Origin of the sequence: Desertivirga arenae, from assembly GCF_017355785.1 — a bacterium.
Taxonomy (GTDB): Bacteria; Bacteroidota; Bacteroidia; order Sphingobacteriales; family Sphingobacteriaceae; genus Desertivirga; species Desertivirga arenae.
This window is the reverse complement of sequence record NZ_JAFEWE010000006.1, coordinates 186,196-199,063: the sequence shown is the minus strand read 5'-3', so window position 1 is coordinate 199,063 and position 12,868 is coordinate 186,196. Positions and strand designations below refer to the sequence as shown.

General features: G+C 42.1%; 12 protein-coding genes. All 12 read left to right on the top strand.

Going from position 1 to position 12,868, the window contains the following annotated elements:
• The first annotated feature begins 7 nt into the window (after positions 1 to 7).
• The 12 genes from J4N24_RS14335 (at position 8) to J4N24_RS14280 (ending at position 12,685) form a co-directional block, all read left to right on the top strand.
• Positions 8 to 2,212, top strand: a complete 2,205-nt coding sequence (locus J4N24_RS14335; RefSeq protein ID WP_242691628.1) for an alpha-galactosidase — start codon at positions 8 to 10, stop codon at positions 2,210 to 2,212.
• A 26-nt stretch (positions 2,213 to 2,238) separates the two neighbouring features.
• The gene (locus J4N24_RS14330; protein WP_242691627.1) at positions 2,239 to 3,378 is read left to right on the top strand and encodes a glycoside hydrolase family 88/105 protein; all 1,140 of its coding nucleotides are present in this window, start codon (positions 2,239 to 2,241) and stop codon (positions 3,376 to 3,378) included.
• 29 nt (positions 3,379 to 3,407) lie between these two features.
• Positions 3,408 to 5,630 carry a beta-glucosidase BglX gene (gene bglX / locus J4N24_RS14325; protein WP_207534384.1) on the top strand — a complete coding sequence of 741 codons (2,223 nt, stop codon included), beginning with the start codon at positions 3,408 to 3,410 and terminating at the stop codon, positions 5,628 to 5,630.
• Between the two features lie 44 nt (positions 5,631 to 5,674).
• Positions 5,675 to 6,595, top strand: a complete 921-nt coding sequence (locus J4N24_RS14320; RefSeq protein WP_207534383.1) for a DUF4886 domain-containing protein — start codon at positions 5,675 to 5,677, stop codon at positions 6,593 to 6,595.
• Positions 6,596 to 6,609: 14 nt separating this feature from the next.
• Positions 6,610 to 7,851 carry an alpha/beta hydrolase family protein gene (locus tag J4N24_RS14315; protein WP_207534382.1) on the top strand — a complete coding sequence of 414 codons (1,242 nt, stop codon included), beginning with the start codon at positions 6,610 to 6,612 and terminating at the stop codon, positions 7,849 to 7,851.
• Between the two features lie 203 nt (positions 7,852 to 8,054).
• Positions 8,055 to 8,561 carry a GbsR/MarR family transcriptional regulator gene (locus J4N24_RS14310; protein WP_207534381.1) on the top strand — a complete coding sequence of 169 codons (507 nt, stop codon included), beginning with the start codon at positions 8,055 to 8,057 and terminating at the stop codon, positions 8,559 to 8,561.
• Between the two features lie 71 nt (positions 8,562 to 8,632).
• The gene (locus J4N24_RS14305) at positions 8,633 to 9,448 is read left to right on the top strand and encodes a thiol-disulfide oxidoreductase DCC family protein (RefSeq protein ID WP_207534380.1); all 816 of its coding nucleotides are present in this window, start codon (positions 8,633 to 8,635) and stop codon (positions 9,446 to 9,448) included.
• A gap of 4 nt (positions 9,449 to 9,452) precedes the next feature.
• Complete coding sequence (locus J4N24_RS14300) at positions 9,453 to 10,379, top strand: TIGR01777 family oxidoreductase (RefSeq protein ID WP_207534379.1); 927 nt, start codon at positions 9,453 to 9,455, stop codon at positions 10,377 to 10,379.
• A 91-nt stretch (positions 10,380 to 10,470) separates the two neighbouring features.
• Positions 10,471 to 10,836, top strand: a complete 366-nt coding sequence (locus J4N24_RS14295; protein ID WP_242691626.1) for an SRPBCC family protein — start codon at positions 10,471 to 10,473, stop codon at positions 10,834 to 10,836.
• An 11-nt stretch (positions 10,837 to 10,847) separates the two neighbouring features.
• A complete protein-coding gene (locus J4N24_RS14290) occupies positions 10,848 to 11,330 on the top strand; it encodes a hypothetical protein (protein ID WP_207534377.1) in 483 nt (160 codons plus the stop codon).
• Between the two features lie 16 nt (positions 11,331 to 11,346).
• A complete protein-coding gene (locus J4N24_RS14285) occupies positions 11,347 to 12,258 on the top strand; it encodes an SRPBCC family protein (protein WP_207534376.1) in 912 nt (303 codons plus the stop codon).
• Between the two features lies 1 nt (position 12,259).
• On the top strand, positions 12,260 to 12,685 hold the full coding sequence (locus tag J4N24_RS14280) for a luciferase domain-containing protein (protein ID WP_207534375.1): 426 nt from the start codon (positions 12,260 to 12,262) through the stop codon (positions 12,683 to 12,685).
• The last annotated feature ends 183 nt before the right edge of the window (positions 12,686 to 12,868 follow it).

The window sequence follows — 12,868 nt, the reverse complement described above, 5'->3', positions numbered from 1 at the left end:
AAACATAATGATGAATAAGATCTCTTATTTCAGGTGCTTCCTTATAGGCACTATGCTCTCTGCCTTTAGTTTTAGTTCATTAGCTCAATCGGTTATCATTCCTATTGAAAGTAAATCTAATGCCATCGTCCTTCAGGCCAAACAGGGAAGCATACCGAAAGTAGTATACTTTGGAACGCGTTTGCCAAATAAAGATGAGTACTCAAAGATAAGTGCCCAATATCGTCAGGGCACAGATTATTCGGGCATTTTCAATGCGGCTTACACGCCGTCGGGTTCCCGCAACCTGATAGAACCTGCAATATCCGTTACCCATGCCGATGGTAATAATTCTTTAGATCTGGGGTACGTAAGTCACGAAACAAGAACCCTTGGAAATGGTGTATCAGAAACGCTGGTTATACTTAAAGATCCGGCATATCCATTTCAGGTGAGTTTGCATTATAAAGTATATGCGAACGAGGATGTTGTAGAGCAATGGACAACTATCCGTCACCAGGAAAAAAAGCCCGTAGTTTTGCATAAATACGCTTCTGCCAATCTGTTCCTGAAAGCCAATAGCTATTGGTTGAGGCAATATCATGGCGATTGGGCCAAAGAAATGCAGCCCGAGGAGTCAAAGCTTACTTATGGGATTAAAACATTAGACAGCAAGCTGGGAACACGAGCGCACCTATACCAGCCGCCGGTTTTTATGATCTCTTTTGATAATCCTTCAATGGAAGATCAGGGCTCTGTTCTTTACGGACAGGTGGAGTGGTCAGGTAATTTTAGAGTTGACCTTGAGCTGGATCCTCTGAATAATCTGCACATCACTGCCGGTGCCAATAATCATGCATCTGATTATAGTCTTAAACCCAAAGAAGAATTTAAGACACCTGTTTTCCTTTACACGTTCTCTGATAAGGGAAAAGGCGATGCCAGCAGGAAGCTGCACCGTTGGGCCAGGAATTACAGGATACTGGAAGGTAATGGAGAACGATTAACACTTCTTAACAACTGGGAATCTACGTTCTTCAATTTCACAGAAACGAAACTCGCACAACTGCTAAAGGATACCAGGAAATTAGGCGTAGATCTTTTCCTTTTGGATGACGGTTGGTTTGGCAACAAATTTCCCAGGAATAGTGATAATGCAGGGCTTGGCGACTGGCAGGAAAACAGGCAAAAGCTTCCTGGTGGTATTGCTTCTCTCGTTAAAGAGGCGGATGCCAATGGCGTAAAGTTTGGAATATGGTTAGAGCCAGAGATGGTAAACCCGAAAAGTGAACTTTATTTGAAGCATCCTGACTGGATCATCAAGCAACCTAATAGAGAAGAATATCTATACCGTAATCAGCTTGTTCTGGACCTGAGCAACCCGAAGGTACAAGATTTTGTATTCAATACAGTAGATGGCCTTTTTTCTATGAAAAATAGTCCTGCTTATATCAAGTGGGATTGTAATGCAGTTATTTATAATGCCTATTCTTCTCATCTGAGCAATCAATCGCACTTATACCTTGATTATGTGCAGGGCTTGTATAATGTACTCGAAAGGATAAGAGCCAAGTATCCAAAAATTCCAATGATGCTATGTTCAGGCGGCGGTGGAAGGGTGGATTACGCAGCCTTAAAATACTTCACCGAGTTTTGGCCAAGCGACAATACCGATCCTCTTGAAAGAATCTTCATTCAATGGGAATACTCGCATTTCTATCCGGCTATAGTAAGTGCAAATCATGTGACAGACTGGGGGAAACAAGCTATTAAGTTTAAGACAGATGTTGCAATGTCAGGCAAGCTAGGTTATGATATTGACATTGCCCACCTTAATGAAAAAGATCTGCAATTTAGTCAGGAGGCAGTTCAAACCTATAATTCCATTAAGCACCTGGTGTGGCACGGAGACCAGTACCGTTTGTTGGATCCATGGACGAACGATGTTTCTGCTATGATGTATAGTAATGACACAGGGACCTCAGCGGTGATGTTCAGTTACCTGGTGGGTAACAGATACGGTGATGAGAGTAAATCGCCCATACCACTAAAAGGTCTGGATCCTCAGAAAAATTACCGGATCAGCGAAATAAACCTGTATCCGGGTAGTAAATCAGCTGTTGATTCCAACGCAACCTATTCCGGCAGTTTTCTGATGAAAGTAGGGATCAACCCTGTGATCAACTCGGGAAGAAAGAGCGTAGTACTTCAAATTACTGAGATCAAAAATTAAAGAAACAACGATTATAATCCTTGAAGATGAAATTAAAAGCACTTATTGCGATGCTTGTCGGCATTTGCCTCCAAAGCAATATTTTCGCGGAAGAGAAAGGACCTTCTGCGACTTCCTTCAAACCAAAAGATGTCCTTAAAGAGATGCATAGAGTAGCCGATTGGCAGGTTGAAACCTGGAAAAAGGATGGGTTTAAACACCGTAAAGCTGATTGGACGAATGCGGTATGTTATACAGGTTTATATGCTGCCGGAAATCTTAAAGGAGGTAAGAAGTATCTGGAAACTTTGGTGGCTATTGGAAATGATACCAGGTGGAATACCGGCCGCTATCGCTTTTATGCTGATGATTATTGTATTGGTCAGACCTATTCCTTATTGTACATGAAGTACAAGGATAAGAAGATGATCGCTCCCTTTATCAAACAGGCCGACAGTATTGTGAGTAAGCCTAATGATGAACCGTTGAATTGGAAAAATAATATTCAACACCGGGAATGGGCCTGGTGCGATGCCCTATACATGGGACCTCCAGCCCTGGCTTACCTGAGTACAGCAACCGGAGATCCGAAGTACCTGGACACGGCAAGCAAGCTCTGGTGGAAAACAACTGATTTCCTTTACGACCCTCAGGAAAAGCTATACTTCCGTGATGAAAGCTATTTTCAGAAAAAGGAAAAAAACGGAGCAAAGACTTTTTGGTCAAGAGGTAATGGTTGGGTTGTTGGAGGTTTGGTGCGTGTATTGGAGAATATGCCTGCTACCCATCCCGACAGGCAAAAGTTTGAGACTCTTTATAAAGATATGATGGCGCGTGTTGTTGCCTTGCAGCAGCCGGATGGGAGCTGGCATGCTTCGCTTCTGGATCCTGGAAGTTTTCCTATAAAGGAGATGAGCGGAACGGGCTTTTACTGTTACGCGCTGGCTTATGGATTGAACCATAACCTTATAGACGAGCATACTTATCTGCCTGCTGTTAAAGGTGCATGGAAAGCATTAACTTCAGCTATCATGCCAAACGGGAAGTTAGGATATGTTCAACCCATAGGAGCTAGTCCGGATACGGTGGATGCTGAGAGTACAGAAGTTTACGGAGTTGGATCCTTTCTTCTGGCGGGGGCCGAGATTTATCAGTATATGCAAAAGCACCCTGAGGCAAGAATGTAATCAGATCCGTTATAGAATCTATAAAATTTATGGTCCTTAAAAGTTCACTTACAATAACTTTCTCACTAGTTGCATTCCTGGGTTTTGCTCAGAAGTTAAAGCCGGTTGACCAACGAGTTGACGAATTACTCGCAAAAATGACGCTGGTGGAAAAGATCGGTCAGCTAAATCAGTATACCAGTGATAGGCTTGCTACTGGTCCGATCGCCCCTAACAGTAACAAATTTAATGATATAAAACAGGGTCGCTTAGGGTCTATGCTTAATGTTGAGGGAGCCAAAGAAACCCGTATGGTACAGGAGTATGCCATGCAGTCGCGCTTAAAAATCCCTCTGCTGTTTGGGCGTGATGTTATCCACGGTTACCGGGTAACGTTTCCTGTTCCTTTGGCTGAGGCTTCAAGTTGGGACTTGAATGCAATAGAACTTTCAGCCCGGATAGCCGCAACTGAGGCAGCTGCTGCAGGCTTGCATTGGACATTTGCTCCCATGGTCGATATTTCCCGTGATCCCCGGTGGGGCAGGGTTGTAGAAGGGGCAGGAGAAGATCCCTATCTCGGATCATTAATTGCGAAGGCAAGGGTGAAAGGATTTCAGGGAAAACAACTAGGAGATCTTGATGCCGTGATGGCTTGTGCAAAACATTTTGCTGCTTATGGCGCCGCTATTGCCGGAAGGGACTACAATTCGGTGGACATAAGCGAACGGGCTTTGTGGGAAATCTATCTTCCTCCTTTCAAAGCTGCTGTTGACGCTGGTGCAGCTACCTTTATGAACTCTTTTAATGATTTGAACGGAATTCCGGCTACGGGTAATAAATATCTTCAACGGGACATTCTGAAGGGTAAATGGCAGTATTCTGGATTTGTGGTAAGCGATTGGGCCTCTATTGCTGAAATGGTTGCCCATGGCTACGCAAAAGATAAGAGTCAGGCTGCAGAACGAGCGATTTTAGCTGGGAGTGATATGGATATGGAAGGCAATGCCTATATATCCAGTTTATCAAACCTGGTAAAGCTGGGAAAAGTTCCGGAATCACTTATTGATGATGCAGTTAGGAGGATCCTGAGGAAGAAATTCGAATTGGGCTTGTTTGAAGATCCTTTCCGCTTTAGTGATGAAAAGCGTGAGAAGAAGGTTTTGGGAGCTCAGGAGCACCATAAAGCAGCGCTGGAAGCAGCAGAGAAAAGCATTGTTCTTCTTAAAAATGAAAACCAGCTTCTTCCTCTTGATCGTACAATGAAAAAGATTGCGGTTATAGGGCCATTAGCGAAATCTGGTTATGATATGAGAGGAGCGTGGTCAGTTTACTGGAAAGATGATCACCTGGTCTCTTTATACGAGGGATTGCAAGCTAAATTGAACGGCAAAGCTCAGTTATTATATGCGAAGGGCTGCGGGATCGAGGACACGTCGACAGCTGGTTTTACAGAGGCTGTAGAAACCGCGCGTAAAGCTGATGTTGTGATCATGGCAGTAGGAGAGAAATGGGATATGAGCGGGGAGGCAAAGAGTCGTTCTGATATTCGTATTCCTGGTGTTCAGGAAGAATTAATTGAAGCGGTTAAAGCTACAGGAAAAAAAGTAGTGGTTTTGGTAATGGCCGGACGACCGCTGATCTTCAATTATACTGCTGCTAATGCGGACGCAATTCTCTACACCTGGTTTTTAGGAAGCGAGGCAGGAAATGCAATGGCTAATGTGTTATATGGAGATTACAATCCTTCGGGAAAACTTCCTATCACTTTCCCCCGCGCTCAGGGACAAATACCCATCTATTACAATTACAGAAATACAGGTCGCCCTTTAACAGGCAAGGATATGAGTTATAAGTCGGCCTATATTGATGTAAGTAATAAACCAGCCTATGCATTCGGTTATGGGTTAAGCTATACAAGTTTCAGTATGAGTAATTTACAATTGAGTAAAAAGGACCTTAAAACAGATGGAACGCTGAAGGTAACATTTACAATAACGAATACCGGTAAGTATAGTGGGGAAGAAGTTGTGCAGCTTTACCTTCACGATCTGGTAGCAAGTGTGGCCAGACCAGTAAAAGAGCTTAAAGATTTCCAGAAAGTAAAACTGGCACCCAATGAAAGTAAAACACTAACATTCGAGATCGATAAAGAGAAACTGTCTTTTTATAATGAAGCTATGCACTGGGGCACAGAGCCGGGAGAATTCAAACTTATGATAGGAAATTCATCTGATAATATTCTTCTGGAAACTAACTTTGTGTTGAACAATTAATCCGTTCAGTATAAATTCTTGAACACTAAAAAACATTCATTCTAATGAAGAAACAGTATTCTAATTTTCTAAAAGCATTTGTTACCCTGGCAATCATACTGCAGTGCCTGGTGGTTGTCGGTCAAACAAAAGATGGGAAAAGCCTTCGTTTGTTCTTGATAGGTAACAGCTTTTCTCAAAACGCAAGCAAATACCTACCTCAATTGGCTAAAGAAGGTGGTTTTGATCTTACCATCGGGCGTGCAGAATTACCAGGTTGCCCGTTGCACAAACACTGGGAATTGGTTGAGGCAGCTGAAGCTAATGATCCTAAAGGAAAAGCTTACAATGGAAAGTCATTAAAGGACCTTTTGTCTGAAGGTAAATGGGATGTAGTTACTATCCAGCAAGCCTCTATTCTCTCCGGGGACGTGGAGACCTATCGTCCTTATGCCAGGAAGCTGTATGACTATATCAAGAAGGTCCAGCCAGAGGCAGAAGTTGTGTTTCACCAAACCTGGGCTTACCGTTCTGATGCGCCCGGATTCACTCAGATTGGAAAGGGGATATATGCAAAGGATGATACAGAGATGTGGCAGAAGTCACGCGCTGCTTATCATACCATAGCTTCAGAGTTAGGAATCCGGATAATTCCAGTGGGTGACGCTTTCAGAAAAGTGACTACCAGTAAAAAGACAGCCTTTAAGAAGGATACTAGGTTTAATACTAAAAATGCTGTAAAACCCGCTCTGCCTAACCAGAAAAACTCATTGCACGTAGGCTATCAATACAATAAAGAAAAGCTGGACTTTGATTCTCATCACGCAAATAACGCCGGATGCTATCTTGGAGGATTGGTATGGTACACTTTCCTGTTCAAAGCAAATCCAACAAAATTGAGTTTCAAACCGGAAGGTGTTGATGAGAAATTTGCCAGGCAATTAAGAAAGGCCGCAAATAGAGTGGTAGAAGATCAAGGCAATTAATACATCAAGCAAACATGTTAATTAACACTGCTTCCATAAAAAGAATTAATAAGGCTTTTTTACTTACGATCCTTTTTTGCTTCGTTGCTTTCCTACGCTCTTCTGCACAAAAGACGGATAAGTTTATGGGCGAGATTGTTAATTACGATGAAGAATCAGTCCCCGACTATACCTTACCAGATGTATTAAAAATGAAAAATGGTAAGTTTGTAAAAAATGTAGCGGATTGGGAGAAGAAGCGGAGAGCAGAAGTTTTAAATCTTTTTGAGGAGCATGTTTATGGAAGAATGCCAAAGGCTTTTGATAGCATAAGATTTGAAGTTAGCAAGGAGGATCAGAACGCGATGGGAGGGCGGGCTCACCTTAAAGAAATTGCAGTGATCGTTTGGAACAAAGGAAACTCTATAAATATCCCCGTTGTGCTTTTTACTCCTAAAGGTAAGGGACCGGCGCCGCTTTTCCTTCTGATAAATAATCGCAGCAAAAGAAATACCGACCCAACCAGGGAACGAAAAAGTACCTTTTGGCCGGCAGAGACGGTGATCGACAGTGGTTATGCTATTGCTGCTTTTAATATAAATGATGTCGCCCCCGATAATAAGGAGAATTACCGCAATGGAGTATTGAACCTACTTTATCCTGAGCAACTGGAGACCTCTGACGGTATGAGAGCTATTGGAGCCTGGGCCTGGGCTGCCAGCAGGGTGATGGATTATTTTAAAACTGACAAAGAGGTAGACTTTAAAAGGGTGGCAATAGTGGGGCACTCCCGCGGAGGTAAAACAGCATTATGGGCAGGGGCACAGGATCAAAGGTTCGCTATGGTATTCAGCAGTTGCTCTGGCAGTACGGGAGCCTCTCTGGCAAGAAGACAATATGGAGAAACGATAAGCCTGATCAATAAGCAATTTGGCTACTGGTTTAATGACAACTATAAGCAATATAGTAAGAATGTGAACAGCCTGCCCGTCGACCAACATATGTTGATTGCTTCAATTGCTCCAAGACCTGTTTATACTACAAATGCCACCCTTGATCGCTGGGCCGATCCCCGTGGTTCGTACCTTGCTCTTCTTAACGCCCGCCCGGTATATGATCTGTACAAAAAACGTTCTGCATTAGTTCCCGACCTTCCTTCAGTTAATTCACCGATTGTAAATTCAATCATAGGCTATCATTACAGGGAAGGTATTCATGATTTGAATGCCTATGATTGGGAGAAGTTTATCCGCTTTGCTAATTTTCATTACAATTGAAGGATTAAGCAAGTCCTTGAATTGTATCTGAATTATTGGCCTGCAGGAAAAGGTTAAGGAAGAAATAATGCAAAAGCCTGGAGATTATCCAGGCTTTTCTATGTAATACCAGTATGATCCCTGCATCCAAAAGCCCTTCTGTTAGTTTTTATTAAACTTTCAATAAATTTTGAAAATTTAATAACTTTACCTATGTTTGTTACATGGAACTGGCAGAAGCGAAGCAAAAGTTTATTGAGGCATGGGGTAAGTTAGGATCTGAGTGGGGGATAAATCGTACGATGGCACAGGTTCATGCTCTTTTACTGATCTCGCCTGAAGCTATGACAACGGAAGAGATCATGGAGTCTTTGAGTATTTCAAGAGGAAATGCGAACATGACTCTGAGGGATTTAATTGGCTGGGGACTAGTTGAAAAACAACATAAGGCGGGAGAAAGGAAGGAGTATTTCTATGCAGACAAAGATACCTGGAACATTGCCCGTCAGGTTGCCAAAGAGCGGAAGAAAAGAGAACTGGACCCTGTATTGAAGGTTTTAGATGAATTGTCTAAAGTGAAAGGAGATACGGCAGATCTTGAATATAAAACCTTCAATAAGTCAGTTACCGATATAAATAGGCTAGCCAAGAATGTCGATAAAACACTGGAAACAATGTTAAAGGCTGAAGAAAATTGGTTTTGGGGATCAATATTTAAAATATTCAAGTAGAATATTTTTTTGCAGAATACTTTCAGTTTTTTCTGAAAGTTCAATAATAAATAGAGCTAAAGCAACGATTTATGAAAGCACTAAAAAATCACCTCATTCTTTTTGATGCTGAATGCCCGATGTGCAGGATTTACACCAGTGCGTTTGTGAAAGGAGGGATGCTGGATGCCAATGGCAGAGCGGCCTACCAGGAGCTTCCAGAGCAGGCCTGTCCGATGCTAGACAGGCAAAGGGCTGCTAATGAGATTGCTTTAGTAAATCAGGAAACAGGGGAGGTTACTTATGGCATTGAAAGTCTATTTAAAGTTTTTGCTGTTGCTTTCCCTGTTTTCAAACCCTTGTTTTTGTTCAAGCCCTTTGTATGGATAATGAGTAAGGTGTATGCTTTCATAGCATTTAATCGACGGGTTATTGTTCCGCCTTCTGAAGCTGGGGCTAATTATGCGATACAACCTTCTTTCAAATTAGGTTACCGGGTAGCTTATTTAATTTTTACCTGGTTGGTTACCGCCAGTATCCTTTCTGCTTATACTCAATTGCTACAAGGGTTAATCCCTGCAGGAGAAGTGCTCAGAGAGTATTTGATCTGTGGAGGTCAAATACTTTTTCAAGGTATTATCATTAGTTTTATTGATAGAGGCAAACGCTGGGACTACCTGGGAAATATGATGACTATTTCAATGGCCGGTGCATTATTACTATTGCCCTTTCAAATATTGCACCATTGGTTTAGTTTTTCTCCCACAATTTACGCGGTGTATTTCATGGCCGTGGCCGGGTTGATGCTGCTGGAACATATCCGTAGAACGAAGCTGTTGAAGACAGGCTGGACGCTAACGTTAACCTGGGTCTTATACAGGCTCCTGATTCTTTTACTTATCCTATAATCGTATGAGGTACAATAAAATAGTTCTGGCCGGAGGTAATGGTTATCTCGGCGGAGTGCTCGCGCATTACTTCAAGAGTTTGGCAGAGGAGGTGATTATCTTAAGTCGAAGGCCAAAGCCAGCTGTTGAGAACATCAGGACCATAGTTTGGGATGCGAAAACAGAAGGGGAATGGATCGAAAACCTAAAAGGAGCTGAACTGCTGGTCAACCTATGTGGCAAAAATGTTAATTGCAGGTATACAAGTGAGAATAGGTCTGCAATTTATAGTTCAAGACTTGGGCCCACCGGCCTACTCCGAAAGGTAGTGTCTGAATTGTCTGATCCTCCAAAACTGTGGGTCAACGTTACCTCTGCTACTATTTATAGACATGCGGAAGATGCTCCTCAAACTGAAAGGGCGGGGGAATTGGGATACGGATTTTCTGTCGATGTATGCCAGAAATGGGAAGAGGTATTTTTTGGCACCAATACCCCGGAAACAAGAAAAGTAGCCTTACGAATGGGCATTGTACTAGGGCAGAAGGATGGAGTCTTTCCAAGGTTACTAAATCTGGTAAAGTTTGGTTTGGGAGGCAAACAAGGAAGTGGCAGCCAGTATGTTTCCTGGATTCATGAGCAGGATGTTGCCCGGTGCACAGAATGGTTATTGGAGCATGAAGGGTTGAACGGAGTAGTGAACTGTACAGCTCCCCAACCTTTAACAAATGCGGACTTGATGAAAGTGATCCGTCAAGCTTACGGAGTACCTTTTGGATTACCTTCCCCTGCATGGCTGCTTGGTTTAGGTGCAAGAGTAATCGGCACTGAACCCGAACTGATTTTAAAAAGTCGCTGGGTGTTACCGGAACGATTGACTGATAGCGGTTTCACTTTTCAGTTTCCTGATGCAGGGTCTGCCGTTAGAGATATTATTAGTATACGAGTTTGATATGCCAGTAATTATACTTACAACAAGAATAAAAGCACCTATAGAGCGCTGTTTCGACCTCGCGAGAAGTATAGATCTTCACCTTGAAACAATGGAACACACTCGAGAAAGAGCAATAGCAGGTGTAACAAGTGGCCTTATCGGATTAGGGGAAACCGTGACGTGGAAAGCAAGGCATTTTGGTTTATTAATGACCCTCACCAGTAGGATTACTGCCTGCGATTCTCCCTTGCTGTTTTGCGATGAAATGATCCAAGGCCCATTCGAAGCTATGAAACACCAACATTTCTTTAAACAAAAGAATGGATTCACCCTGATGATCGACGAGTTTTATTATAAGTCTCCTTTAGGCATCCTCGGTCGGTTAGCAGATTTCTTTTTTCTTAAAGTGTATATGAGAAAGCTTCTATTGCATAGAAATGAGGTAATAAAGCAAAAAGCAGAATTAACAACCTAACACATAATAAAATGAATACAACCGAGACCAAATTGAGGAAGAAGATCAGGATCTGGATCATTTTTTTCATAACCGCCTTAATCTTAAGCGGACTGACCGCTTTCCCTATCGAAAGTCAACTGACGGTATTGATGAAATATCAAGACCTCTTTCCCTTATCCCTGCAGCAATGGCTGGGTACAATCTACCAGGCGGTTAAAACTACAAACGAACATTTCCCTTACCTGGCTTATGGAACTGACTGGCTGGCTTTTGCCCATATCGTAATCGCCACTGCTTTTATAGGTCCTCTTCGCGATCCTGTCAGAAATATCTGGGTGATACAATTTGGAATGATTGCATGTTTAATGGTCCTCCCTCTTGCTTTTATCGCAGGAGCAATACGAGGTATTCCGCTATTCTGGCAATTGATTGACTGCTCTTTTGGAGTGCTGGGCATCATACCTCTCTATATCTGCTACAGGTATATCAAACAGCTGGAAGGAATCAATTAACATTAATTAAGAGAATATGAATAATAGGAATTACAAACGCGAAGAGATCCAAGGATTGGTATTTTCAAATCTCTTCGCCTTTTCCGTAATCGGAATTACACGTGCCTTATCGCTGCATCCCGGTGTATTTATCTATGCTGAGTTTGTTATCATTCCATTTGTGATGGGGATCATATGCTCCTGGTTTTGGAAGAACCTGGAATTGAAAGGTGCCAGGGTAACGGCTCTTTCTGTCTTAAACTGTACAGTGGCGATTCTTTTAAGTGCTATTTTCCTGGGAGAAGGAGTGATTTGCCTCATTATTGTTTCTCCCTTGATTTTTGGCTTTGTTATTACCGGGACATTCGTTGGAAGGGCGATGTTTAAAAGGGATAACAGGAATTTAAATATAAGTGTCCTTTCCTTATTGCTTTTCCTTTTTGTTGCAGATTCTCTTTCTAAGCATCATTACGAGAGTAAGGTTTCTGATGTAATTGTTATAAATGCCCCAGCAGAAGAAGTTTGGAAGCACGTAGTTGCCTTCGAAAGGATAAAAGAGAAGAACAAATTCTGGTTATTCAAAGTAGGAATGCCAAGTCCGGTAGCGGCGACGGTAGATGGTTATTACGAAGGTGCCGGACGAAAGTGTATATTTAGTAACGGTTACATTTTCGATGAGAAGATTGTGCAATACAAGCCCTTGGAGAACCTGACATTTGATATTGTAAAGCAACCGAGAGACCCTGAGATCATGGGGCATATAGATATTTTGCGTGGACAGTTTTTATTGAAAGATAACCGTAATGGGACCACTACCCTGACTGGAAATAGCTGGTATCGCTTGTACGTGTTCCCGCTTTGGTATTATGACATATGGGCGGAAAGCATTACAAGGCACGTTCATCTACGTGTAATGGACCACATCAAGTCGTTAAGCGAGAAAAGATAAAATGTTTGCATTTACTGTTAAATGGCTCGGGTTTCTTAAAGTAATTCCCGGATTGCCTTTATTCTTTGATGCCCTTTTGAAGTTCTCGATGTTTATTATAAAACCCAAAATGTTAGAATGGTTAGACGAAATTGAATCTGAGGTAGGTAGTTGGGAAGGAGTCACTTTAAGTCTTCATAAATATGGAGGCGTGCAGTTTAACTATAAGGGTAAGGAGATCGGTCATTTACACGGTAACGGCTTACTGGATGTATTATTCAGCAGAAAGATGAAGGCTGAGCTGCTGGCAGAAAAAAGGGTTCAGAACCATCATGTCTTTAAGAATTCAGGCTGGGTAAGTTTTTACTTGAAGTCTGATGAAGACGTTCAGTATGCCCTTTATTTATTAAAACTAAGTTTCTTATTGCAAAAAAATAGTCTTAGTTAGCCTATACGAAATCTCACTTATAATCCTAACCCTTTGTCGAGTCCTTTGATAATCAGAAGTTCTAATGCGATTTAATCATTGCGATAATAAGTTTTTGTTAAGGAAATAAAAAAAGGAAACTTGTGTCCTGCATTTCCGTATACAGCGCAACATCTTATTTAACGCTCTCTCGAAAAACTTAGA

Bases quoted from the DNA above. Each gene is read 5' to 3' on its own strand.
- J4N24_RS14335 (WP_242691628.1), top strand. From the start codon at position 8: ATGATGAATAAGATCTCTTATTTCAGGTGCTTCCTTATAGGCACTATG.
- J4N24_RS14330 (WP_242691627.1), top strand. From the start codon at position 2,239: ATGAAATTAAAAGCACTTATTGCGATGCTTGTCGGCATTTGCCTCCAA.
- bglX (WP_207534384.1), top strand. From the start codon at position 3,408: ATGGTCCTTAAAAGTTCACTTACAATAACTTTCTCACTAGTTGCATTC.
- J4N24_RS14320 (WP_207534383.1), top strand. From the start codon at position 5,675: ATGAAGAAACAGTATTCTAATTTTCTAAAAGCATTTGTTACCCTGGCA.
- J4N24_RS14315 (WP_207534382.1), top strand. From the start codon at position 6,610: ATGTTAATTAACACTGCTTCCATAAAAAGAATTAATAAGGCTTTTTTA.
- J4N24_RS14310 (WP_207534381.1), top strand. From the start codon at position 8,055: ATGGAACTGGCAGAAGCGAAGCAAAAGTTTATTGAGGCATGGGGTAAG.
- J4N24_RS14305 (WP_207534380.1), top strand. From the start codon at position 8,633: ATGAAAGCACTAAAAAATCACCTCATTCTTTTTGATGCTGAATGCCCG.
- J4N24_RS14300 (WP_207534379.1), top strand. From the start codon at position 9,453: ATGAGGTACAATAAAATAGTTCTGGCCGGAGGTAATGGTTATCTCGGC.
- J4N24_RS14295 (WP_242691626.1), top strand. From the start codon at position 10,471: ATGGAACACACTCGAGAAAGAGCAATAGCAGGTGTAACAAGTGGCCTT.
- J4N24_RS14290 (WP_207534377.1), top strand. From the start codon at position 10,848: ATGAATACAACCGAGACCAAATTGAGGAAGAAGATCAGGATCTGGATC.
- J4N24_RS14285 (WP_207534376.1), top strand. From the start codon at position 11,347: ATGAATAATAGGAATTACAAACGCGAAGAGATCCAAGGATTGGTATTT.
- J4N24_RS14280 (WP_207534375.1), top strand. From the start codon at position 12,260: ATGTTTGCATTTACTGTTAAATGGCTCGGGTTTCTTAAAGTAATTCCC.